This window comes from Actinotalea sp. C106 (assembly GCF_023630195.1).
In the GTDB taxonomy this organism is placed as follows: domain Bacteria; phylum Actinomycetota; class Actinomycetes; order Actinomycetales; family Cellulomonadaceae; genus Actinotalea.
On record NZ_JALPKN010000019.1, the window covers coordinates 1 to 22,516 of the forward strand.

The 22,516-nt window shown below is 73.2% G+C and carries 19 protein-coding genes; 10 read left to right on the plus strand and 9 right to left on the minus strand.

What is annotated here, in order from left to right:
* Positions 1-121 precede the first annotated feature (121 nt).
* A complete protein-coding gene (locus L0B03_RS02550) occupies positions 122-619 on the plus strand; it encodes a thioesterase family protein (RefSeq protein WP_250443701.1) in 498 nt (165 codons plus the stop codon).
* On the opposite strand, the gene L0B03_RS02555 is transcribed toward L0B03_RS02550, so the two are convergent.
* The gene (locus tag L0B03_RS02555) at positions 559-1,095 is read right to left on the minus strand and encodes a GAF domain-containing protein (RefSeq protein WP_250443705.1); all 537 of its coding nucleotides are present in this window, start codon (positions 1,093-1,095) and stop codon (positions 559-561) included. The two genes, L0B03_RS02550 and L0B03_RS02555, sit on opposite strands and share 61 nt — an antisense overlap.
* Positions 1,095-2,600 (minus strand): SDR family oxidoreductase, encoded by a 1,506-nt coding sequence (locus tag L0B03_RS02560; protein WP_374204863.1) that lies wholly within the window; start codon positions 2,598-2,600, stop codon positions 1,095-1,097. Before L0B03_RS02560 ends, L0B03_RS02555 begins: the two co-directional genes overlap by 1 nt.
* 171 nt (positions 2,601-2,771) lie before the next feature.
* Here L0B03_RS02560 and L0B03_RS02565 point away from each other — a divergent pair, with 171 nt between their 5' ends.
* Entirely contained in the window at positions 2,772-5,375 is a 2,604-nt protein-coding gene (locus L0B03_RS02565) for a rhamnogalacturonan lyase (RefSeq protein ID WP_250443710.1), read from the plus strand.
* Positions 5,376-5,490: 115 nt separating this feature from the next.
* Here L0B03_RS02565 and L0B03_RS02570 read toward each other — a convergent pair whose 3' ends face one another.
* The 3 genes from L0B03_RS02570 to L0B03_RS02580 form a co-directional block, all read right to left on the minus strand.
* The gene (locus L0B03_RS02570) at positions 5,491-6,462 is read right to left on the minus strand and encodes a DNA topoisomerase IB (protein ID WP_250443713.1); all 972 of its coding nucleotides are present in this window, start codon (positions 6,460-6,462) and stop codon (positions 5,491-5,493) included.
* 82 nt (positions 6,463-6,544) lie between these two features.
* Positions 6,545-7,411 (minus strand): acyl-CoA thioesterase II, encoded by an 867-nt coding sequence (locus L0B03_RS02575; RefSeq protein WP_250443716.1) that lies wholly within the window; start codon positions 7,409-7,411, stop codon positions 6,545-6,547.
* A complete protein-coding gene (locus L0B03_RS02580; RefSeq protein ID WP_250443718.1) occupies positions 7,408-7,806 on the minus strand; it encodes a globin in 399 nt (132 codons plus the stop codon). The genes L0B03_RS02575 and L0B03_RS02580 overlap by 4 nt, the downstream gene beginning before the upstream one ends.
* 103 nt (positions 7,807-7,909) lie before the next feature.
* Between L0B03_RS02580 and L0B03_RS02585 the strand changes: the two genes are divergently transcribed.
* The 3 genes from L0B03_RS02585 to L0B03_RS02595 are packed head-to-tail and all read left to right on the plus strand — an operon-like array spanning position 7,910 to position 9,103.
* Positions 7,910-8,140 carry a glucose PTS transporter subunit EIIB gene (locus L0B03_RS02585; RefSeq protein ID WP_208055317.1) on the plus strand — a complete coding sequence of 77 codons (231 nt, stop codon included), beginning with the start codon at positions 7,910-7,912 and terminating at the stop codon, positions 8,138-8,140.
* A 7-nt stretch (positions 8,141-8,147) separates the two neighbouring features.
* Complete coding sequence (locus L0B03_RS02590) at positions 8,148-8,618, plus strand: PTS glucose transporter subunit IIA (RefSeq protein ID WP_250443721.1); 471 nt, start codon at positions 8,148-8,150, stop codon at positions 8,616-8,618.
* Positions 8,615-9,103: a PTS glucose transporter subunit IIA gene (locus tag L0B03_RS02595; protein WP_250443722.1), complete on the plus strand. Its 489-nt coding sequence runs from the start codon at positions 8,615-8,617 to the stop codon at positions 9,101-9,103. Before L0B03_RS02590 ends, L0B03_RS02595 begins: the two co-directional genes overlap by 4 nt.
* On the opposite strand, the gene L0B03_RS02600 is transcribed toward L0B03_RS02595, so the two are convergent.
* Positions 9,079-10,080, minus strand: coding sequence for a mechanosensitive ion channel family protein (locus L0B03_RS02600; protein ID WP_250443725.1), 1,002 nt, complete (start codon positions 10,078-10,080; stop codon positions 9,079-9,081). The genes L0B03_RS02595 and L0B03_RS02600 overlap by 25 nt on opposite strands.
* Before the next feature lie 92 nt (positions 10,081-10,172).
* Here L0B03_RS02600 and malQ point away from each other — a divergent pair, with 92 nt between their 5' ends.
* Complete coding sequence (malQ, locus tag L0B03_RS02605) at positions 10,173-12,299, plus strand: 4-alpha-glucanotransferase (RefSeq protein WP_250443728.1); 2,127 nt, start codon at positions 10,173-10,175, stop codon at positions 12,297-12,299.
* A 96-nt stretch (positions 12,300-12,395) separates the two neighbouring features.
* Here malQ and pepN read toward each other — a convergent pair whose 3' ends face one another.
* A complete protein-coding gene (gene pepN / locus L0B03_RS02610; RefSeq protein ID WP_250443731.1) occupies positions 12,396-14,984 on the minus strand; it encodes an aminopeptidase N in 2,589 nt (862 codons plus the stop codon).
* 158 nt (positions 14,985-15,142) lie between these two features.
* Between pepN and L0B03_RS02615 the strand changes: the two genes are divergently transcribed.
* The 3 genes from L0B03_RS02615 to L0B03_RS02625 all read left to right on the plus strand — a co-directional run bounded on the left by L0B03_RS02615 (position 15,143) and on the right by L0B03_RS02625 (position 18,498).
* Complete coding sequence (locus L0B03_RS02615) at positions 15,143-15,796, plus strand: DsbA family protein (RefSeq protein WP_250443734.1); 654 nt, start codon at positions 15,143-15,145, stop codon at positions 15,794-15,796.
* Between the two features lie 167 nt (positions 15,797-15,963).
* Entirely contained in the window at positions 15,964-17,748 is a 1,785-nt protein-coding gene (locus L0B03_RS02620) for a carbohydrate-binding module family 20 domain-containing protein (RefSeq protein ID WP_250443737.1), read from the plus strand.
* A 162-nt stretch (positions 17,749-17,910) separates the two neighbouring features.
* Positions 17,911-18,498 (plus strand): hypothetical protein, encoded by a 588-nt coding sequence (locus tag L0B03_RS02625; protein WP_250443740.1) that lies wholly within the window; start codon positions 17,911-17,913, stop codon positions 18,496-18,498.
* A 55-nt stretch (positions 18,499-18,553) separates the two neighbouring features.
* Here the strand turns inward: L0B03_RS02625 and L0B03_RS02630 are convergent, their stop codons facing one another.
* Complete coding sequence (locus tag L0B03_RS02630; RefSeq protein ID WP_250443742.1) at positions 18,554-20,575, minus strand: M13 family metallopeptidase; 2,022 nt, start codon at positions 20,573-20,575, stop codon at positions 18,554-18,556.
* 38 nt (positions 20,576-20,613) lie between these two features.
* Between L0B03_RS02630 and L0B03_RS02635 the strand changes: the two genes are divergently transcribed.
* Positions 20,614-21,063: a ribose-5-phosphate isomerase gene (locus tag L0B03_RS02635; RefSeq protein ID WP_250443744.1), complete on the plus strand. Its 450-nt coding sequence runs from the start codon at positions 20,614-20,616 to the stop codon at positions 21,061-21,063.
* 36 nt (positions 21,064-21,099) lie between these two features.
* Here the strand turns inward: L0B03_RS02635 and L0B03_RS02640 are convergent, their stop codons facing one another.
* The gene (locus L0B03_RS02640; RefSeq protein ID WP_250443747.1) at positions 21,100-22,344 is read right to left on the minus strand and encodes a GNAT family N-acetyltransferase; all 1,245 of its coding nucleotides are present in this window, start codon (positions 22,342-22,344) and stop codon (positions 21,100-21,102) included.
* Positions 22,345-22,516 lie beyond the last annotated feature (172 nt).

The window sequence follows — 22,516 nt, forward strand, 5'->3', positions numbered from 1 at the left end:
CCTCCGACTTGTCTCCCGTCGCCCAGGTCCTCGCGCAGGTCGACGAGTGCCGCGAGGCCGCCCGGCGGGCCGCCGCCCCGGGGCGTCGCACGTCCCGTCGGCCAGCCCGTCGAGGAGCCCGATGAGCCGCCTGAACGTCCCCGTCGCCGTGCGCTGGGCCGACCTGGACGCCTACGGTCACGTCAACAACGTGGCGGTGCTGCGACTGCTCGAAGAGGCGCGCATCGCCGCCTTCTGGCGCCACCCCGAAGCGCGCGACGCCGGCCTCTGGCCCACCGCCGTGCTCGACGCGGGCCCGGGAGCCACGACCCACACCCTCGTCGCGCGGTCCGAGATCGAGTACCTCCTCCCGCTCGGCTACCGGCGCGACCCGGTGGTCGTGGAGATGTGGATCGGGCACCTGGGCGGGGCGAGCCTGGACGTCTGCTACCAGGTCACGGCTCAGGTCGAGGGGACCCGCACCATCTACGTCCACGCCTCGACCACCCTCGTGCTGCTCGACGCCGCCACCGGGCGTCCGCGCCGGATCGGCGAGGTCGAGCGCGCCGCGTGGGAGCCCTACCTCGAGGAGCCCGTGGCGATGCGCCGTCGCCCCCCGCGCCACTCCGGAGCCTCGTAGACCCGGGCCGAGGCGGCCGCGACCTCGCCGTCGTGCATGCGCTGCAGGTTGCGCCCGCCCCGGGCGAACGTGGCGAGCACCGCGGCCGGGGTCTGCGCGGCGGGCAGCAGGGCATCGGCCCAGGCGCAGTCACGGACGTGCACCAGGTCCAGGGCATGGGCGTCCGTCGACGCGTCGTAGCGCCAGGGGCCGGTCAGCCTCCCCACCGCGAACAGGCCCTCGCCGCTGCGGGTCCACACGAAGGCCCCCGAGGGCTCCGCCGCGAAGCGCTCGAGCCGCCGGACCATCCGCTCGTCGTGCTGCTCCGCCACGAGGGCGCACGCCTCGGGCAGGTCGCCAGGGGTCTGCGACAGACGCGGGCCGACGCCGCACAGCCCCAGGGCAAGTGCACGGTCCACCGCGGCCGCCGCATCGACCTCGTCCAGCCGTGACCGCATCGGGGCGCGAAGGACCGGGGGCCCCTCGGGCTGTCCCATCACGATCGGGTCGTGAGCTCGGCCTCGGCCTTCATGCCGCGCTGCATACCGCCGAAGACCACGCCGTGGAACGGGGCGACCGACCACCAGTACAGCTGGCCGACCAGCCCGTGCGGGTGGAAGATCGCGACCTGCTTCAGCTCCGAGGTGCCGGGTCGCTCGCCCTCCTCGACCGAGAGCTCGAGCCATGCGAGCCCCGGGACACGCATCTCGGCCCGTAGCCGCAGCAGGTGTCCCGGCTCGACCTCCTCGACCCGCCAGAAGTCCACCGCATCACCGACCATCAGCCGCGACGGGTCACGCCGGCCCCGGCGCAGGCCCGGTCCGCCCGAGATGCGGTCCACGATCCCGCGGACCTGCCAGGCCAGCGGCCAGGAGTACCAGCCGCTCTCCCCACCGAGGGACTCGAGCACCGACCACACCGCGTCGGTCGAGGCGTCGACCTGGGTGGTCCGCTCGTCGCGGTACAGCGAGCCACCGGCCCAGCCCGGGTCGCTCGGCAGCGGGTCGCTCGGGGCGCCCGGTACCGAGGCCGAGGACCAGCGCGTGGCGACGTCGGCGTCCTGGATGCGCTGCAGGGCCAGGCGCACGGCCTCGTCGAAGGGCAGCAGCCCCTCGGGCGGGTCGGGGACGTAGCGGGCGATGTCGTGCTCGTGGCACACGACCTCGTGCACCAGGGACTCGACCAGGGGGCGGGCGAGCGGAGCCGGGACGGGGGTCACCAGGGACACCCACAGGCTCGACAACCGAGGGGTGAGCACCCCGACGCCGATGATGATGCGCCGGGGCAGCCCGGCAGCGGCCGCGTAGCGTTGCATCATCTCGCGGTAGGTCAGCACCTCGGGCCCGCCGATGTCGAAGGTGCGGCTCACCTCGGCGGGCATGTCGGCGCTGCCGACGAGGTAGCGCAGCACGTCCCGCACCGCGATGGGCTGGATGCGGTTGTCGACCCAGCGGGGGGTGGTCATGGCCGGTAGCCGCTCGGTGAGGTAGCGCATCATCTCGAAGGAGGCGGACCCCGAGCCGAGGATCACCGCGGCCCGCAGCACGGTCGTGGGCACCCCCGAGGCCAGCAGGATCTCGCCGACCTCCTTGCGTGACTCCAGGTGGGGGGAGAGGTTCTCGACGTCGGGGGCGAGCCCACCCAGGTAGACGATGCGCTGCACCCCTGCCTCGCGTGCCGCCTGGGCGAAGGTCAGGGCGGTGCGCCGGTCCCGGGCCTCGAAGCGGCGCCCCGAGCCGAGGGAGTGGATCAGGTAGTACGCGACCTCGACGCCCTCGAGGGCGGCGCGGATCTGGTCCGGGTCGGCCGCGTCGGCCGAGAAGGGCTCGACCTCCTCGGCCCACGGACGACCGCGCAGGCGGGAGGTGTCGCGGGCGATGGCGCGGACGGCGAAGCCTGCGTCGAGGAGCTCGGGGACCAGGCGGCCACCCACGTAGCCGGTCACCCCGGTGACGGCGACGAGGCGGCTCACGGGCGAGGGGTGGTGGTGGGCATGCCCCATGCTCTCCCCCCTGGGCCGCGGCCACCACCGGGGGCCGCCCGGCTCTTGACCGGTCGCGCCCCGTCTCGTTACCGTCACAGGACCCCGGATGAATCGTTACAAGCCCCTTGACTGGAAGGTGAAACGTTACAACGCCAGCCCGGGGTCCATCACGAGCCGAAGGATTCAACGATGAGTTCTCTCAGCACGAGCCCCCTGCGACGCGGTGTCGTCGCCGGAGCCGCCTGCGCGGCCCTGCTCGTCACGACGGCGGCCGGGACCGCGGTTGCCAAGCCCCCGCACCACGGCCCGCCCGGCGGAGCCCCGAGCGGGGTCGACGCCCTCCAGCTCGAGCACCTCGACCGCGGGCTGGTCGCCGCGACCACCGAGGACGGCGTCCACCTGAGCTGGCGCCTGCTCGGCCACGAGGCCACCGGGCACGGGGAGTCCGGTCTCACGGGAACCGACTTCCACGTCTACCGCGACGGTGAGCGCATCGCGACCGTCACCGACAGCACCAACCACCTCGACGCCGGCGCCGACGGCACCGCGACCTACCGGGTCGCGGCCGTGGTCGACGGCGAGGAGGTCGACCTCAGCGACGAGGTGGCCCCGTGGGGCGAGGAGTACCACGACCTGCCCCTGCAGCGTCCGGACGGCGGCGTCACCCCGTCCGGGGAGGAGTACACCTACGCGGCCAACGACATGAGCGTCGGGGACGTCGACGGCGACGGGCAGTACGAGTTCGTCGTCAAGTGGGACCCGTCGAACTCCAAGGACGTCTCCCAGGTCGGGTACACCGGACCGGTCTACGTCGACACCTACACCCTCGAGGGCGAGCTGCTGCACCGGATCGACCTCGGGGTGAACATCCGTGCCGGGGCGCACTACACGCAGTTCCTCGTCTACGACTTCGACGGCGACGGCCGCTCGGAGATGATGATGAAGACGGCCCCCGGCACCCGCACCATCGCCTACGAGGGCGGTGAGCCCGGCGCAGAGGCCTTCGTCACGATGCCCGACGAGGACGTCGACGCGGGCTACTCGCACCAGGACGACTACCGCAAGAGCGCCGAGGACTACTACGAGCACGTCGTCGAGATGTTCCTCGGCTGGCACGAGCACCCCGAGGTCGTGGACGGCAGGTGGCCCGCGACCCTCGAGGAGGCCTTCGGCATCGAGCCCGAGCACGAGTACCCGCTGTCCCGCGAGGGCGCCGAGGCGCTCACCGACTACTTCATGGACGAGTACGCCCCGGGTCGGAGCGCGCGGAACAACCTCCGTGCCTTCGAGGGGTTCGTCCTCGACGGCCCCGAGTACCTGACCGTCTTCGACGGGCTCACGGGGGCCGAGCTCCAGACCATCCCGTACACCCCCGAGCGGCACGACGACGGGCTCATGTGGGGGGACTACGCGATGTCCCGCATCGAGCCGGGCAACCGGGTCGACAGGTTCCTGTCCGGGGTGGCCTACCTCGACGGCCAGCGCCCCTCGGCGATCTTCGCCCGTGGGTACTACACGCGTTCCACGATCGTCGCCTACGACTGGGACGGGAAGAGCCTGACGGAGGTCTGGGACGTCGACAGCGGCTGGACCCCGATGAGCAACCCGTTCAACGACGGGCCGCACGGGGTGGACGGCACCGACCCGGAGTTCGGCACCATCACCACCCAGGGTCAGCACTCGTTGAGCGCGGCCGACGTCGACGGGGACGGCAAGCAGGAGATCGTCTACGGCGCCGCGACCATCGACCACGACGGGAGCCTGCTCTACAGCGCCTTCGCCGAGATGCCCGAGGGCAGCGCCGCGCCGGGGGAGATGGCCCGGCTGGGGCACGGCGACGCGATGCACGTGGGCCAGCTCGACCCCGACCGTGAGGGCATGGAGGCCTTCATGGTCTTCGAGGGCGGGGCCTGGGCTCCCTACGGCATGGCCATGCTCGACGCGGCGACGGGCGAGGTGCTCTGGGGCACCTACTCGGGCCGGGACACCGGCCGAGGCATGGTCGGTGACGTGCTGCCCGACTCCCGGGGCATCGAGGCCTGGGCGAGCATGCCGGGGGGCTCGGGTGCGCTCGGGCTGCACACCCCCGAGGGGGAGGTGGTCTCGGACTCGATCCCCGGGACCAACCAGACCATCCGGTGGGCGGCCGACATGACCACGCAGGTCGTCAACGGTGCGGCCACCGAGACCGTCGTCACGCCCACGATCGACGACTGGCAGCGGGGGACCCTGCTCAGCGCCGAGGGGACGGCGACCAACAACTGGACCAAGGGCAACCCGTCCCTGGTGGCGGACGTCTTCGGCGACTGGCGCGAGGAGCTCCTGGTGCGCACGGTCGACAGCGACGCCATCCGGATCTACCTCTCGACCGAGGTGACCGACCGCAAGCTCTACACGCTGATGCACGACCCGCAGTACCGGGCCGAGATCGCGCGCCAGCAGACCGTCTACAACCAGCCGGCGTACACGAGCTTCTACCTCGCCTCGGACCTCGACTGGTCGCAGGTGCCGCTGCCCGAGTACTGGGCCCCTGGCAGTCTCGAGGCTCTCTCGGCGCTGCTGGACGGGTACGTCGAGGACGGGCAGGTCAAGCGCCCGACGGACAAGGTGCTGGGGGCGAGCCTGCGCCAGGCCGGACGTCATCTCGACGCCGGCCGGGTGGACCAGACGGTGCGTGCCCTCGAGCGGTTCGAGCGCACCCTGGACCGCAGCCGGGGCCGGCAGGTGAGCGACGAGGCGAAGGCCGTGCTGGGTCATCGCGTCCAGACGCTCATCGTCCAGCTGGACCGATGACCGGCAGCCCGGCAGCCGGGCCCACCCGGGCCTGAGCTCCGGGCCGAGCAGACGGGTCGAGCAGACGGGCCGAGCAGACGGGCCGGTCCACCGTGCGGTGGGCCGGCCCGTCACGTCACGAGAGCAGTGCGAGGACCGCGCGCTCGGCCCCGCCGCGGGTCCGGCGTCGGCCGATGGTCTGGCCACGCTCCCAGAGGTCGATCAGGCGGGGGTCGATGTACGAGGCGCGGCAGACCGCCGGGGTGTTGCCGAGCTCCTCGGCGACCTCGCGCACCACCTGGGCGACGACGCGCCGTCGGGCGCGCTCGGCCCGAGGGACCTCGTGCTCGGCGAGGCCGGCGGCTGCGAGCACGGTGGCGTGCCACGTGCGGAAGTCCTTCGGGCGCGCCTCGGGCCCCAGGAGCGCCTTGACCATGGCGACCACATCCGCCGTCGTGATGTCGTGCCAGCCCTCGTCGTCGCGCCAGGCGAGCAGCTCGGGGTCCTCGTCCTCGCGGTCCTTCAGCTCACGGACCAGCCCGCGGATCTCAGGGTCCTCGACGAGGGTCTCGCGCTGCTGGCCGGACTTGGCCGGGTAGCAGAAGCGCACCCCCTCGGCGTCGACCTGCACGTGCTCGCGGCGCACCGTCGCCAGCCCGTACGAGCCGTTGTCCCGGGCGTAGGACTCCCCGCCCGCCCGGAAGTAGGCGTCGTCGAGCAACCGGAAGGCCAGGGCGAGCACCCGCTCCTTGGGCACACCCGGCAGCGCGAGGTCGGCGACCGCCCGTCGTCGTGCTCGCGGCAGGCGCCGGGCGACGTCCAGCACGTGCTCGTGCTTGGCCCGGTCGCGCCGCGCACGCCACGCCGGGTGGTACAGGTACTGCCGACGCCCGGCGTCGTCGGTGCCCATGGCCTGGATGTGACCGTTCTCGTAGGGGCAGATCCACACGTCCTGCCAGGCCGGGGGGATCACGAGGTCGGTGCAGCGCGCGACGAGCTCGGGGTCGCCGATCGGGGCGCCGTGCTCGTCGAGATACACGTGCCCGCGGCCACGGCGGCGTCGGGTCCATCCGGGATCGGACGAACGCACCCGGCGCAGGCGTGGCATGGCGACAGTCTCACCCGACCCGTCAGCGACGGCGCGGTGAACCGACCTGCTGGGTAGCGCGCGGGCCCTCCGGGCGCGGCGGTCAGTCCTCCTCGGGGACCCGGACCATGCCCTCCTGCGCGATGGTCGCCACCAGCACCCCGTCACGGGTGTAGACCCGAGCAGCCCCCAGGCCGCGACCGCCGTGGGCGTTGGGTCCGGACTGGACGTACAGCAGCCACTCGTCGACCCGTACCTCGCGGTGCCACCACATCGCGTGGTCCAGGCTCGCCATCGACAGGCCGGGCGTCGCCCAGGTCAGGCCGTGCCGGCGCAGGACGGGCTCGAGCATCACCTGGTCGCAGGCGTAGGCCAGCAGGGCGCGGTGCATGACCTGGCCCTCGGGCACGGGGCCCCGCGCGCGCATCCACACCATCTGCCGGTCGGTGCGCTCCTCGGCCGGACCGAGGTAGACGGGCGAGCCCACGTGCCGCAGGTCGAAGGCCGCGGACTCGGTCCAGAAGGCCGCGACGGGGTGGTCGATCGCGCCCAGCAGGTCGGTCGCGCTCGGCACCTCCTCCGGGGGAGTCACGGAGGTCGGCGGCAGGTCGGCGTGCTCGAGGCCGGGCTGGTCGACCTGGAAGGACGTGATCATCGACAGGATCGGCTCGCCCCGCTGCAGGGCGTGGGTGCGCCGGGCGCTGAAGGACCTGCCGTCGCGCATGCGCTCGACCGCGAAGGTGATCGGCTCGCGCACGTCCCCGGCCCGCAGGAAGTACCCGTGGACCGAGTGGGGCAGGCGCTCCTCGGGGACCGTGCGCGCCGCCGCGAGAAGGGACTGCGCGAGCACCTGGCCGCCGAAGACGCGCCCGCCCGGCTTGGGCAGGCTCCCACCCGTGAAGGTGTCGGCGTCCAGCGCCTCGAGGTCGAGCACGTCCAGGACGCGGCGCATGGGATCAGGGGCGGTCATCGTGGTGGGGTCTCCTCGAAGGTGTTGACCATGGCGTGGGCGGCCCGCTCGAGGTAGTCCCACAGCGTGGCGTGCTGCAGGGGCGGGAGGTCGAGGCTCTCGACGGCGGTCCGCATGTGGGCGAGCCACCGGTCCCGGGCGTCGGGGTTGACGTGGAAAGGGGCGTGCCGCATGCGCAGGCGAGGGTGCCCGCGCTCGTCGCTGTACGTGGTCGGCCCGCCCCAGTACTGCTCGAGGAAGAGCCGCAGGCGATCGGCCGCCGGCCCGAGATCGGCCTCGGGGTACATGGGCGCGAGCACCTCGTCCTGGGCCACCTCGGCGTAGAAGACCTCGACGAGCCGGCGGAAGGTCTCGGCCCCGCCGACGCTCGCGTAGAAGGAGTCGGGAGGGTTCACCGCGCCATTGTCGCGCACGTGGGCGGTGGGCCGTCCCGGTGCGTGGGAGTGGCTACTGTGTGACGGTAGGAGCAGTCCCCGCACCGCGTCCCAGGAGGCCACCATGAGCAAGGCTGAGCAGATCCTCGCGGCCCTCGGAGGCGATGGCAACGTCGTCGACCTCGAGCCGTGCATCACCCGGCTGCGGGTCGAGCTCGAGGACCCGGCCCTCGTCGACGAGGCCGCCCTCAAGGCGACCGGTGCCTTCGGTGTCGTGCGGTCAGGCCGCGTGGTCCAGGTCGTCGTCGGACCTGAGGCCGACACCCTCGCCTCGGACATCGACGACCTGCGCTGAGCCCGACGTGGCACGGACCTTGACCGTGCTGGCGCCGGTCGCCGGCACGGTCCTCGACCTCGCCGAGGTCCCGGACCCGGTCTTCGCCCAGGCCATGGTCGGTCCCGGTGCGGCGATCCGCCCGACGACGGGGGTCCAGGCGGCTGTCGCCCCGGTGGATGGCATCGTGTCGGCCCTCCAGCCCCACGCCTTCGTCGTGACCTCAGGGATGCACGGGGTGCTGGTGCACCTGGGGATCGAGACCGTGAGCCTCGCCGGGGAGGGGTACACGACGCTGGCCCGACGCGGTGCGTCCGTCACGGCCGGCGCGCCCGTGGTGCGGTGGCGGCCCGACGAGGTCATCGCGCGCGGGCTCTCGGCCCTGTGCCCGGTCATCGCGGTCCAGGCCGACCCTGCGGCCGTCGAGCTCCTCGCTCCGGCGGGGACCGTGGTGGCCGGGGGCACCCCGCTGCTGCGCTGGTCCCCGGAGGGCAGGTGACAGGTCGGCCGACCAGCCCGACGGTGCAGGTCCTCGCACCGCTGGCCGGCACCGTGGTGGCTGCCGCCGAGGTGACCGACCCCGTCTTCGCTGAGGGGGTCATCGGCCCGGGCCTCGCGATCCTGCCCGACGAGCCGGCCGACGGCGCTCGCGTGGTGGTCGTCGCCCCGTGCGACGGTCGTCTGATGAGCCTCTACCCCCACGCCGCCGTGGTGCAGGTGGACGACCGTCGGGCGGTCCTCGTGCACCTGGGCCTGCGGACCGCCCAGCTCGACGGGGAGGGGTTCGGCGCCGTGGTCGGCAACGGCGAGCTGGTGCACGCCGGGCAGCCGATGCTGGCCTGGAGCCCGGCGCAGGTGCGCTCGGGGGGACGGTCGACGGTATCGCCGGTCGTCGCCCTCCAGGCCCGGGCCGACGACGTGCTGCGGCTCGTCGGGCCGGGGGAGCGGGTGAGCGAGGGTCAGCCCGTGCTGCTCTGGTCCTGACGGGCGGGGGGCCCGTCCGGGTCGGCCCCGGGGGCGTCCCTCTCGACGAGCACCTCGCGCCGCGGCAGGGCGAGAGGCAGCCCCTCGGCCGCGAACAGGTCGCGGATCCGGGCCCGCAGCTCACGTTGGACCAACCACTGCTGGGCGGGTGCCGTCTTGACCATGAGGCGCAGCCGCACGCTCTCGGCCGTGAGGTCCTCGTAGGCCGTGACGTCGGCCTCGGCGAGCAGGAGCCTGCCGAGCTCCTCGTGCTCGGTGACCTGCTGAGCGGCCGTGCGGAGCAGCTCGGTGGCCCGCGGGATGTCGGCCTCGGGGGAGACGAGCACCTCGACGAAGGCCTTGGACCAGCCCTGGGTCATGTTCCCGACGCGCAGCACCTCGCCGTTGCGCACGTACCAGAGGGTCCCGGACAGGTCACGGATCTGCGTCACCCGCAGCCCGATGGCCTCGACCACCCCGGAGGCCTCCCCGAGGTCCACGACGTCGCCCACCCCGTACTGGTCCTCGACGAGCATGAAGATGCCGGACAGGAAGTCCTTGACCAGGGTCTGCGCACCGAAGCCCAGGGCGACGCCCACGACCCCCGCCGAGGCGACCAGAGGCCCGAGCTCCCAGCCGTAGATGTTGGCGAGCGCCGTCAGCAGGACGACCCCGACGACGAGCCCCGCGGTCGAGCGCAGCACCGAGCCCATCGTCTCGGCCCGCTGCACGCGCCGAGCGACCAGCAGCGGGTTGGACTCGGCGGCCAGGTTGCCGGCCCCGGCCCGCGTGAGCAGGCTGCCCGCCTTGGACCGCACCGAGGCCCCGCCCTCGACGATCGAGCGCACCACCCGGGCGACGAGCCAGCGGGCGACCGCGAGGAGCAGCACGGCGGCCATCACGGCGATCACGGTCTGCAGGGGTGCTCCGAGGAACCAGTCGAGGAACCAGCCGAGGAACTCCTGGAACCGGGTCAGGGGTGCGGGGGCGTCGTCCATGCGGGCAGAGTAGTTCGCGAGCCTGGGAGGTTCATACCGGTCCACGCGGCGCGCGCAGGTGCGGACTGGCGGGGCTCTGGCAGGATCGAGGCGTGCCAGAGACGACCACCGCCCTGCCCGAGCCCCTGCTCGCCCTCGCGGCGCGCCACGGCGTCGTGCCCGACTTCTGGGACTTCGGTGGTGGGCACCGCTTCGTCTCCACCGAGACCCTGGTGAGCGTGCTCGGCGCCCTGGGGGTCGACGCCTCGTCGCCCGAGCGCGTCGACCTCGCCCTGGCCGAGGCCGAGGACGAGCCCTGGCGCCAGGTGCTGCCTCCCGTCGTGGTGGTCCGCGAGGGGACGTCCGACCAGGTGCCGGTGCACGTCGAGGACGGGGCGCCGGTCACCGCGCACCTCGAGATCGACCCCGAGGTCGGGGGCGGTCGCCGCCCGGTGGAGCAGGCCGACGTCTACGTCCCCCCGCGCACCGTGGACGGACGGGCCGTGGGGCGCGCGACCCTCGACCTCCCGGCCGACCTGCCCCTCGGCTGGCACACCCTCGTCGTCGAGAGCGACGGGACCCGGGCCAGCTGCGAGGTCGTGGTGACCCCTGCGCGCCTGGAGCTGCCGGCCGGGGTCGGCGAGACCCGTGGCTGGGGCCTCATGACCCAGCTGTACTCGGTGCGCTCGCACCAGTCCTGGGGGGTGGGCGACCTCGCCGACCTCGGGGAGATGGCGTGGCTGGCGGCCCGCCGCTGCGGCGCCGACTTCGTGCTGATCAACCCGCTGCACGCGGCCGAGCCCATGCCGCCCCTGACACCCTCGCCCTACCTGCCCACCACCCGGCGCTTCGTCAACCCGCTCTACCTGCGGGTCGAGGACGTGCCCGAGACCGCGTACCTCCCCGTGGCCGAGCGCTCGCTGATCGAGTGGCAGGCCGAGGTGGCGCGGCCGCTGAGCACCGACCCGGGGCCCATCGACCGGGACACCGTGTGGGCCGCCAAGCGGGTGGCCCTCGAGGTCGTCTACGCGGCGCCGCGCTCGGCCGCCCGCGAGGCACGGTTCGCCGCCTTCCGCGCCGAGCAGGGCCAAGGGCTCGAGGACTTCGCGACCTGGTGCGCCCTGACCGAGCACTTCGAGGGCCAGGCATGGCCCGCCGGGGCCGACGACCGCGGCTCGGAGCTCGTGGGCCGCCTGCGTACCGAGCTCGCGGACCGGATCACCTTCCACTGCTGGCTGCAGTGGCTGGCCGACGACCAGCTCGCGGCCGCCCAGCGCGCCGCCCGCGAGGGGGGCATGCGGCTCGGCATCATGCACGACTTGGCCGTGGGGGTGCACCCTGAGGGTGCGGACTCCTGGTCGATGCGCGACGTGCTGGCCCAGGGGGTGTCGGTCGGGGCCCCGCCGGACATGTACAACCAGCAGGGCCAGGACTGGTCGCAGCCGCCGTGGAGCCCGCAGGGGCTGGCCCAGGCGGGCTACCGGCCCTACCGCGACATGCTCCGCACCGTGCTGCGGCACGCGGGGGCGATCCGGATCGACCACGTCATCGGCCTGTTCCGGCTCTGGTGGATCCCTCGCGGCAAGGGAGCCCAGGACGGCGCGTACGTCCGCTACGACCACGAGGCCCTGATCGGCATCCTCTGCCTCGAGGCGCAGCGCGCCGGGGCGGTCGTCATCGGCGAGGACCTCGGCGTCTTCGAGCCGTGGGTGCGCGACTACCTCACCGATCGCGGCGTGCTCGGCACCTCGGTGCTGTGGTTCGAGCGCGAGGACGACCAGCCGATGCCGCCCGAGCACTACCGGCGGCTCGCGCTCGCCACGGTCACCACCCACGACCTGCCCCCGACGGCGGGCTACCTCGCGGGGGAGCACGTCGACCTGCGCGATCAGCTGGGTCTTCTCACCGAGCCTGTCGAGAAGGTCCGCGCCGACGCGCGGGCCGAGCGTCAGCAGATGCTCGACGTCATCGCCCAGCGTGGTCTGGTCGGCGCGGACCCCTCCGAGCGTCAGGTCGTCGAGGCCCTGCACCGGCTCGTGCTGTCCTCGCCGGCTGTCCTGGTCGGCGTCTCCCTGGCCGACGCGGTGGGGGAGCGCCGTGCGCAGAACCAGCCGGGAACCGACCAGGAGTACCCGAACTGGCGCGTGCCGCTCGCGGACTCGGCCCAGCGGCTCGTCCTGGTCGACGAGCTCTTCGACAACCCCCGCCTGCGCTCCCTGGTCGCTGCCCTGAGGCACTGAGCCCCACGTCGTCGCCCGGAGGCACTGCGGGACGAAGGGGGGCAGGGGCGTGGCCGCGCGGCCTCACGCGGCCTCACGTCCTGCCCCCCGGGGCCTTCAGCCGCGGTCGCGCTCCTGAGCGGCGATCGCCCGACGGACGCCGTCGCGGTTCTCGACCACGAGGCGACGCAGGGCCGGGTGCCGGTCGCCGAGGTCGGAGAGCCACGCGTCGGTCCGGGCGAGGACGTCGACCCCGTGCTCGGCCTGGGTCCCGGCGAGCTGGGTCGGGTACAGGCCGATGACGATGTTCTGCGCCATCTCGTTGGTCCGCGAGGTCCAGACCTCCTCGAGCCCGGTGAAGTACGGCTCGACGAAGGGCACGAGGAGCCCACGGTCGTGGACCCGGCTCAGGCCGGCGATGGTCGAGGTCTGCACCGCGTTGGCCAGGTCCTCGCGGTCGACCACGGCCGCCCACGCCTCGGCCTTGGCCTCGGGGGTGGGGAGCGCCGCCCGGGCCGCCGCGGCCGCGCGCTCGCCGGTGGCCGTCGGGTCCTGCGTGAGCTGACGGTCGATGTCGGTCAGCCCCGCCCGTCCGCCCGCGACCAGGCTGGTCAGCAGCTCCCAGCGCAGGTCGGTGTCGATCGACAGCCCCGGCAGCTCGGTGCTGCCGTCGACGAGCGCCGCCACGGCGTCGAGCTGGTCCGCCGTGGTCGCCCGCGCTGCGAAGGCCTTGATGAACTGGAGCTGGGCGTCGCCGCCGGACTCGGCCGCACGGGCCAGCTCGACCAGGCGGTTGGCCGTGCGGGCCGAGACCTCGGCCCGGTGCTCGGGGGCCACGTACAGGTCGACCGTGAGGGCGAGCTGGCGGAGCAGGACCAGCACCACCGACGAGTCTGTCTCGTGGGCGATGTTGGCCAGGACCAGGTCCACGAACTCGCGTGCCCCGAGCTCGCCGTCCCGCGTCATGTCCCACGCCGCACCCCACACCAGGGTGCGCGGCAGGGAGTCCGAGAAGGAGTGCAGGTTGGTCGTCGCCACCGCGAGGGAGTGCTCGTCGAGGCGGATCTTCGCGTAGGCGAGGTCGTCGTCGTTGACCAGCACCAGGTCGGGGCGCGGGCGGCCGACCAGCTCGGGGACCGCGGTCTTCTTGCCCTCGACGTCGAGCTCGACCCGCACCACGCGCTCGAGGCGGGTCGTGCCGTCGGGGGCCTCGACCAGGTCGTAGCCACCCACGGCGAGGCGGTGCGGACGCTGCACGGGGTGGTCCTTGGGGACCTCCTGGCGTACCTCGAAGGAGGTGATGGTGCCGTCGTCGTCGACCTCGATCTCGGGGCGCAGCAGGGTCACGCCGGCCTGCTCGAGCCACACGGCGGACCACGGGGCCAGGTCGCGACCGCTCGTGGCCTCGAGCTCGACCAGCAGGTCGCGCAGCTCGGTGTTGCCCCAGGCGTGCTTGGCGAAGTAGGCGCGGACCCCGGCGAAGAACTCCTCCTGGCCGACCCACGCGACGAGCTGCTTGAGCACCGAGGCGCCCTTGGCGTACGTGATGCCGTCGAAGTTGACCTCGACGTCCTCGAGGTCGGTGATGTCCGCGACGATCGGGTGGGTCGAGGGCAGCTGGTCCTGCCGGTAGGCCCAGGACTTCTCCAGGGAGGAGAAGGTCGTCCAGGACTGGGTCCACCGCGTGGCCTCGGCCGCGGCCAGGGTCGAGGCGTACTCCGCGAAGGACTCGTTGAGCCACAGGTCGTCCCACCAGCGCATCGTCACCAGGTCGCCGAACCACATGTGGGCGAGCTCGTGCAGGATCGTCACGGCGCGGCGCTCGACGGTGGCCTCGGGCACCTTGGACCGGAAGACGTAGTTCTCCAGGAAGGTCACCGCCCCCGCGTTCTCCATGGCCCCGGCGTTGAACTCGGGCACGAAGATCTGGTCGTACTTGGCGAAGGGGTACGGCATGTCGAAGGCCTTCTCGTAGAAGGCGAAGCCGGCCCGGGTGATGTCCAGGATGTTCTCGGGGTCCAGGTGCTCGGCCAGCGAGGCGCGGCACAGCACGCCCAGCGGGATGACGCGCCCGTCACTGCTCGTGAGCTCGTCGTCGACACGGTGGTACGGGCCTGCCACGATCGCGGTGATGTAGCTGGAGATCCGCGGGGTCGGTGCGAAGGACCAGCGCGCGACCGGCGCCTCCTCCGCGGTGATGAGCAGGGGCTCGGGGGTGGGGGAGTTCGACACGACCGTCCAGTGCGCGGGGGCCGTGACCGCGAACGAGAAGGTCGCCTTGAGGTCGGGCTGCTCGAAGACCGCGAAGACGCGGCGCGAGTCGGCGACCTCGAACTGCGAGTACAGGTAGACCTCGCCGTCGACGGGGTCCACGAAGCGGTGCAGGCCCTCGCCCGTGTTCATGTAGGCGCCGTCGGCCACCACGCGGAGCTCGTTCTCCGCGGCGAGGTCGGCCAGGGCGATCCGCGAGTCGGCGACGACCTCGGCGACGTCGAGGTGTCGGCCGTTGAGCACGACCTCGTGGACCCGGGGTGCGATGAGGTCGACGAAGGTGCTCGCGCCCGGCGTCGCGTCGAAGCGCACGACCGTCGTCGTCCCGAAGGTCGTGTCCCCCGTCGTCAGGTCGAGCGCGACGTCGTAGGACCGTACGTCGACGACGCCCGCACGCTCGCGGGCCTCGGCGCGGGTCAGGTTCTCAGCGGGCACGGCAGGGCTCCTCGTCGGGTGAGCGGATCGTCCGACGATCCTTGCACGCACCGGCCCGGCGGCGCGCCCGGGATGGGCCCCGCGCAGCGCCTCCGGGAATGCCCCCGCGCCCCGGGTCCTTGTCCCCAGGACGGACGACCCCTGACGAGAGGCCTGCCATGAGTGCTGCGACCGAGACGCCGACCACCCCCGAGGACGCCGTGCGCGAGCGCGTCACGGCCGACTTCTGGTTCGACCCGATCTGCCCGTGGGCGTGGATGACCTCGCGGTGGATGACCGAGGTCGAGAAGGTCCGCGACGTCGAGGTGCGCTGGCACGTGATGAGCCTGGCCGTGCTGAACGAGGGACGTGACCTGCCGGAGGGCTACCGCCGCTCGATGGACGAGGCCTGGGGCCCGGTGCGCGTGCTCACCGCGGCGCGGCTCGCCCACGGCGACGAGGTGCTCAAGCCCCTGTACGACGCGATCGGGACCCGGCTGCACCCCGGCGGCCGCTCCAGCGAGCGCATGGCCGTGGTCGCCGAGGCCCTCGCCGAGGTCGGTCTGCCCGCCGAGCTCGTCGAGGCCGCGACCTCCGACGCGCACGACGACCTGCTCCGCGCCTCCCACCAGAAGGCCATCGAGCTCGTGGGCGACGAGGTCGGGACCCCCGTGGTGGCCATCGACGGCGTGGCCTTCTTCGGCCCCGTGATGACCCCCGCGCCCCGGGGCGAGGAGGCCGCTCGGCTGTGGGACGGGCTCGTGCTGATGACCGGGGTGCCCGGGTTCTACGAGCTCAAGCGCACCCGGACCCAGGGGCCCGTCTTCGACTGACGAGGGGTTGCGCCGAGCCGGTCCTGCGCCTACCTTTGCAAACTTCCAGGTAGTTGCGGGCTTTCTTGCAGTCCGTTGCATGCGCTCCACTCGAGGCCACCGCACCGCCGCGGTGGCTGGCCGTCACCGGGTCGACGTCGACCCGGCCGACCCGAATGGACACATCCATGGGGGACTACTCCACGCGCCGGCTCGGCGCGCTCCACCGCCGCACGACGACAGCTCTGCTCGCCGCCGCGGCACTGACCCTCGGGCTCGTCACCGGGCCCACCGCACCGCCGGCCGCGGCTGCCCCTGACGGGCCCCACCAGGTGACCGCGGTGCTCTTCCAGTGGCCGTGGACGTCGATCGCTCGCGAGTGCACCACGACTCTGGGTCCCGCGGGCTACGGCTACGTCCAGACCTCGCCGCCCCAGGAGCACGTCCAGGGGCCCGAGTGGTGGACCTCGTACCAGCCGGTCAGCTACCGGCTCGAGTCCAAGCTCGGCACCCGGGCGGAGTACGCCTCGATGGTGGCGACATGTCGGGACGCCGGGGTCGAGGTCATCGCCGACGTCGTCATCAACCACATGAGCGGCAAGTCCGAGGGCGGGATCGGGTTCGCCGGCTCACCCTTCGAGCACTACTCCTACCCGGGCATCTACCAGCCCCAGGACTTCAACGACTGCCGCCGGGAGATCCGGGACTACACCGACGCCTGGGAGGTCCAGCACTGCGACCTCGTGGGGCTCGCAGACCTGCGCACCGGCTCGACCTACGTGCGGGACCGGATCGCGGCCTACCTCGAGGACCTCCTCTCGCTCGGGGTGCGGGGGTTCCGCATCGACGCTGCGAAGCACATGCCTGTCGAGGACGTCGAGGCCATCCTCACGGGCCTGGACGACCAGAGCGTCTACGTGGTGCAGGAGGTGATCGGCGCCGCGGGCGAACCCATCCGCGACACCGACTACCTGCATCTGGGAGACGTCCACGAGTTCGACTACGGACGTGAGCTCAAGCGCGTGTTCCAGGACGGGGACCTCGCCTGGCTGCGGACCTTCGGGGAGCAGTGGGACGGCCTGATGCCCGCGGATCGCGCCGGGGTCTTCGTCGACAACCATGACACCGAGAGGAACGGGGAGACCCTCGCCCAGACCGACGGCTCGGCGTACACCCTGGCCAACGTCTTCATGCTCGCCTGGCCGTACGGCAGCCCGGCGGTTCACTCCGGGTACGGGTTCACCGACTACGACGCCGGTCCGCCGCAGGCCTCTGACGGCACCGTCAGCAACCCCACCTGCTACAGCGACGGCTGGCGCTGCCAGCACGACTGGGCCGAGATCCGCGGGATGGTCGGCTTCCGCAACGCGGTGGGCGACGCGGGGGTCGCGCACTGGTGGGACGACGGCGGGGACCGCATCGCCTTCGGCCGGGGAGACCGGGGGCACGTGGTCATCAACCACGCCGCAGGCACGCTCACCCGTACCGTCCAGACCTCGCTCCCGGAGGGCACCTACTGCGACGTCACCCGCGGCGGACCGACCGCGAGCGGGTGCAGCGGACCCGAGGTCCAGGTCGGGGCCGACGGACGCTTCGCGGCCGCGGTGCCCGCTGGCACCGCCGTCGCCCTGCACGTCGGTGCCCTCTCGGGGGCGGGTCAGGGCCCGGGCGCCGGCGACCCCGGTGACGCGACCCTCGGCTTCGCCGTCACCGCCCCGACCACCTGGGGTCAGGAGATCCGGGTGGTCGGGGATCACCCCGCCCTGGGGTCGTGGGACCCGGCTGCTGCCGTGGCCCTCTCGGCGGAGGACCACCCGGTGTGGCGCGGCGAGGTGGCGCTGCCACCCGGCACACGGGTCGAGTACAAGTACGTCCGCGTGCAGGGCACCCAGGTCAGCTGGGAGGGGGGCGGGAACCGCGTCGCGACCGTACCCGGCTCGGGAAGCCTGACCCTGCAGGACGCCTGGCGATGACCGCGCCACGCACCGCGGCGCGCCAGGCCACCGCGGGCCCATGACCGGCGGGGGGCGGGTGGCACCTGGAGCGCACCGCCCGCCCCTCGTCCGACCCTCTTCGCGTGTCGCGGGATAGCGTGCCATGCTGCCGTGGCGAAATGTCCACGAGGAAGGTGCGCGATGTCAGACCAGGATGGGACCCCCGCGAAGCGTGGGTTCTGGGGGCGCCTCGGCCGAGGGCTGACCGTCTTCCTCGTGGTCGACGTGCTCCTCGTTCTCACCTTCGTCGTCCTCGCGGTCGTGGCGCTGGGGGACCGCAGCCCCGAGGACCCTGCGGCGAGCCCCGCCGACGACCAGGGGCAGGTCTCGGACGAGACCTCGCCCGAGCCGTCGGCCCCCGAGGAGGTCGACGAGGCCGAGGAGATCCGGTCCTTCCAGATGCCCAGCGGGAACATCTTCTGCGAGCTCGACGAGACCTCGGCCCGGTGCACGATCCTGAGCTTCACCTACGAGCCGGTCGACCCGCCCGAGGGCTGCGACGGCTCAGCCGGGGCGGTCCTGGAGATCGCCGCCGGTGGCCAGACGGCCTTCCCGTGCGTCGAGGGCGAACCGAGCCTGCCCGGCGACCTCGCCGTGCTGGACTACGGCGAGGCCAGCACGGTGGGCGAGATGGCCTGCCAGAGCTCGCTCAACGGCGTCACGTGCCGGCACGCCGAGAGCGGAGCCGGCTTCTCCCTGGCGCGAGCCGGCTACACGCTCTTCCCCTGAGGCGCCTCCCGGGGGCGGTGCCTCAGGGTTCCGGCGACCTGCCCCCTGCGGTGCCTCACCAGATGCGTACTCGCTCCTCGGGGGCCAGGTAGAGCGCGTCCCCGGGCTCGACGCCGTAGGCCTCGTGGAACTCGTCGAGGTTGCGCAGCACGCCGTTGCACCGGAACTCGTTGGGGGAGTGCGGGTCGGTCGCGAGCCGGCGCCGCACCTCCTCGTCGCGGCCCTTGGACTGCCAGACCTGGGCCCAGCCGAGCAGCACCCGCTCGACGCCGGTCAGCCCGTCCACCACGGGGGCCTGGTCGAGCGGACGCCCGAGCGCGATGCGGTAGGCCTTGAGGGCGATCGACAGCCCGCCCAGGTCGCCGATGTTCTCGCCGATGGTCAGGGCCCCGTTGACCTTCTCGCCGTCGGCGAGCTGGGCCGGGGAGAAGGCTGCGTACTGCTCGACGAGGGCCGCCGTGCGCTTCTCGAACTCGGCCCGGTCGGTGGCCGTCCACCAGTCCTCGAGGCGGCCCGCACCGTCGTACTTCGAGCCCTGGTCGTCGAAGCCGTGGCCGATCTCGTGGCCGATCACGGCACCGATCCCGCCGAAGTTGACCGCGTCCTCGGCCTCCGGGTCGAAGAAGGGCGGCTGGAGGATGGCTGCGGGGAAGACGATCTCGTTCATGCCCGGGTTGTAGTACGCGTTGACCGTCTGCGGGGTCATGAACCACTCGTCGCGGTCCACCGGCCGGCCGATCTTGCGCAGCTCCCGGTCCTGCTCGAAGGCGTGCGCCCGGCGCACGTTGCCGACCAGGTCGTCGGCGCGGATCTCCAGGCCCTCGTAGCTCTTCCAGCGGTCGGGGTACCCGATCTTGGGCGTGAAGGCGTCGAGCTTGGCCAGCGCTCGCTCGCGGGTCTCGGGTCCCATCCAGTCCAGGGTGGTGATGGACTCGCGGTAGGCCTCGACGAGGTAGCCGACGAGCTCGAGCATCCGCTCCTTGTGCGCCGCGGGGAAGTGCCGGTCGACGAAGACCTGGCCCACGGCCTCGCCGAGCGCCCCCTCGACCAGGGAGACCCCGCGCTTCCAGCGCTCGCGCAGGGCCGTGGCACCGGTCAACGTGCGCCCGTAGAAGTCGAAGTTGGCCTCGATCACGGCGGCAGGCAGGTACGGGGCCCGGGAGGTGATCAGGTGGTACCGCAACCAGGCCTGCCACTGCTCGACCGGGAGCTCGGTCCACAGCCGGGCGAAGGCCTCGGCGTAGTCCGGTTCGCGCACCACGAGGGCGTCGAGCGTGCCGTCCGGGGCCTCGAGGGCGGCGGCCCACGCGGCCCAGTCGAAGCCGGGGGCGCGCTCGACGAGGTCGGCCAGGCTCATGGGGTTGTAGGTGAGGTCGGCGTCGCGGTCCTTGACCACGTCCCAGTGCGCGGCGGCGAGAGCCGTCTCGAGGTCGACCACCAGGTCGGCCTGCCTGGCCCCGTCGACCGGGCCTGCCGCGGCCAGCTCGATCATCCGGACGACGTGCCGACGGTAGGCGTCGCGGATCTCGGCGTACTGGTCCTCGCGGTAGTACGACTCGTCGGGCAGGCCCAGGCCGTCCTGGTGCAGGTAGGTGACGTAGCGATCGGGGTCCTTGGCGTCGTTGTCGACCCAGAAGGCGAGTGCCCCTGCGGCACCGGTGCGCTGCAGCGACCCCAGCACGCGGGTCAGGGCCTCGCGGTCGGTCGCCGCGTCGATCGCGGCCAGCTCCTCACGCAGGGGGGTGAGCCCGGCCGCCTCGACGGCCTCGACGTCCGTGAAGCTCGCGTACAGGGCGCCCACCTGCCCCGCGGGGCCTCCCGGGGCGCCGTCAGCCGCCTCGGCGCCGAGCTCCTCGATGATCGCGCGAACCTGCTCCTCGGCCGCGTCGTGCAGCTGGCGGAAGCCGCCGTCCATCGCGCGGTCCTCGGGGATCACGTGGGTCTCGATCCACCGCCCGTTGACGTGCCGGTAGAGGTCGTCCTGAGGGCGGGTCGCAGGGTCGAGGGCGGTGAGGTCGATGCCGCTGCGCAGAGGGGAGGCGCCCGCGGCCGACGTGGCGTGGTCGGTCGTCGTCATGCCCCCAGGCTAGGCCGCCCGTGCGGCAGGATGGACCCATGCGCATCCACATCGCCGCCGACCACGCCGGGTACGAGCTCAAGGTGGCCCTCCTCGAGCACCTGCAGGCCGCGGGCCACGACGTCGTCGACCACGGGGCACACACCTACGACGCGCTCGACGACTACCCGCCGATGTGCATCTCCGCCGGGGAGGCCGTCGTGGCCGAGGCGGGGAGCCTGGGCATCGTGCTGGGGGGCTCGGGCAACGGCGAGCAGATCGCGGCCAACAAGGTCGCCGGTGTCCGTGCGGTCCTGGCCTGGAACGTCGACACCGCCCGGCTCGGCAGGGCTCACAACGACGCCAACGTCCTGGCCGTCGGCGCCCGGCAGCACCCGGTCGACGACGCCGTGGCGATGGTCGAGGCCTTCCTCGCCGAGCCCTTCAGCGGGGACCCGCGCCACCAGCGGCGCATCGACCTGCTCGCCGACTACGAGGCGCGGCGCTGACCTCCGAGCACTCGGCTCCTCAGCGGACCGCGCTCCTCAGAACACCCAGCTGCACACCGGCGCCTCGGGCCAGCCGAAGGCGGTCGCCGCCGGCGCGAGGGCCCCGGGCTCGAGCTCGGTGACCAGGCCGGCGCCCGCCAGGCTCGTCAACGAGCTGCCCCCCAGGTAGGCCGCACCGAGCTCGCGCACGTCGAGGGAGAGGTGGGCTGCTGCCTCGGTCCGCCCGACCTGCGCGCCGTCAGGCCCGCCGTGCAGGTGCCAGCGACCCGTGTTGCCCTCCACCAGGGTGTCGGTGACGTCCAGGACGACGTCGACCGGCGCGGCGTAGCGGCGGGCGGCCAGGGCCGACGGGACGTCGAGCACGCGGACCCAGAGGTTGTCGGCCGTGCGGGGCTCGGCGCCGCGCAGGTCGACCAGCAGGTGGGTGATCGCGTCGTCGGGGGCGAGCATCCCGGTCTCGACGGTCGCCGTGAGGTCCAGGTCGAGCAGCACCCCCCACAGGGCGCGTGCCACGGCCGCGTCCGGGGCGACGACCTCGCGCACCCGGACGGTGCCGCGGGGCCCGGGGACCTCCCAGGCCGAGCGGCGCCGGAACAGGGCGTACCCGACGGTCCGGCCGTCGCGCTCGGCGAGCAGGACGCGGACGGACTCGGCGCCGTCCCGCAACGGCTCGGGGTCGGCGAGGTAGGACTCACGCAGGGCCTCGGTCTCGCGGGTGGCCCAGCCCGGTCGGTCGGAGGTGCCGTGCACCTCGTGCAGCAGCGCGCCGTGACGGGAGGGGTCCAGGCGCTCGACCCGCACCCGGACGTCCTCAGCGCCCGGCACGTCACGCAGGGCGGCGCCGCGCGGGATCGTCAGCCGCAGGTCCCGGGCGGCCAGGCCGTAGCCGAAGCGCCCGTAGATCGGGGCCTCAGCCGCGAACAGTGCCGACACGGCCTCGCCACGCGCCAGGCTGCGGGTCACGTGCTCGGTGATCATCGCGCGCAGCAGGCCGCGCCGGCGGTGCCCCGGGTGCACCCCGACCCAGGTGAGCCCCGCGACGGGGATGCGGGCCCCGGGGACCGGGAACCGGCTGAAGGGGTAGGAGGCGTGGATCGCGACGAGCTCGCCGTCCGGCGCCTCGACGCCGCGGGTGCGGTCCCAGGCCAGCGGCACCGGCAGGGCGCGGACCTGCTCGTCGGTGAGTGCTCCGGGGAAGGCCCAGGTGTCGACCTCGAGGAGATGGTCGCGGCGGCTCTCGGGGACGTCGACGGCGCGGTAGCCCGCGGGCAGGGTGCTCATGGGTCCATCGTGGCCGAGGGACGGCCTGCAGGCCCACGCATTTCCGCGCGGGGTGCCTCACCTGGCACGTCGCAGGGACTGGGTAGCCTCGCCGCATGACCGTCGCCGCACCGTCCGGCCCCCGCCGGACCCGCCAGGCGCGTCCGGGCTCGCCGCGCACCGTCCGCGGTCC

What these genes read in the sequence shown, in the direction of transcription:
- L0B03_RS02560 (WP_374204863.1), bottom strand. Translation starts at nt 2,600, where the DNA reads ATGGGGCATGCCCACCACCACCCCTCGCCCGTGAGCCGCCTCGTCGCC.
- L0B03_RS02600 (WP_250443725.1), bottom strand. Translation starts at nt 10,080, where the DNA reads ATGGACGACGCCCCCGCACCCCTGACCCGGTTCCAGGAGTTCCTCGGC.
- L0B03_RS02550 (WP_250443701.1), top strand. Translation starts at nt 122, where the DNA reads ATGAGCCGCCTGAACGTCCCCGTCGCCGTGCGCTGGGCCGACCTGGAC.
- L0B03_RS02620 (WP_250443737.1), top strand. Translation starts at nt 15,964, where the DNA reads ATGGGGGACTACTCCACGCGCCGGCTCGGCGCGCTCCACCGCCGCACG.
- L0B03_RS02575 (WP_250443716.1), bottom strand. Translation starts at nt 7,411, where the DNA reads ATGACCGCCCCTGATCCCATGCGCCGCGTCCTGGACGTGCTCGACCTC.
- L0B03_RS02585 (WP_208055317.1), top strand. Translation starts at nt 7,910, where the DNA reads ATGAGCAAGGCTGAGCAGATCCTCGCGGCCCTCGGAGGCGATGGCAAC.
- L0B03_RS02640 (WP_250443747.1), bottom strand. Translation starts at nt 22,344, where the DNA reads ATGAGCACCCTGCCCGCGGGCTACCGCGCCGTCGACGTCCCCGAGAGC.
- L0B03_RS02570 (WP_250443713.1), bottom strand. Translation starts at nt 6,462, where the DNA reads ATGCCACGCCTGCGCCGGGTGCGTTCGTCCGATCCCGGATGGACCCGA.
- L0B03_RS02635 (WP_250443744.1), top strand. Translation starts at nt 20,614, where the DNA reads ATGCGCATCCACATCGCCGCCGACCACGCCGGGTACGAGCTCAAGGTG.
- L0B03_RS02565 (WP_250443710.1), top strand. Translation starts at nt 2,772, where the DNA reads ATGAGTTCTCTCAGCACGAGCCCCCTGCGACGCGGTGTCGTCGCCGGA.
- L0B03_RS02630 (WP_250443742.1), bottom strand. Translation starts at nt 20,575, where the DNA reads ATGACGACGACCGACCACGCCACGTCGGCCGCGGGCGCCTCCCCTCTG.
- L0B03_RS02555 (WP_250443705.1), bottom strand. Translation starts at nt 1,095, where the DNA reads ATGGGACAGCCCGAGGGGCCCCCGGTCCTTCGCGCCCCGATGCGGTCA.
- L0B03_RS02615 (WP_250443734.1), top strand. Translation starts at nt 15,143, where the DNA reads ATGAGTGCTGCGACCGAGACGCCGACCACCCCCGAGGACGCCGTGCGC.
- L0B03_RS02625 (WP_250443740.1), top strand. Translation starts at nt 17,911, where the DNA reads ATGTCAGACCAGGATGGGACCCCCGCGAAGCGTGGGTTCTGGGGGCGC.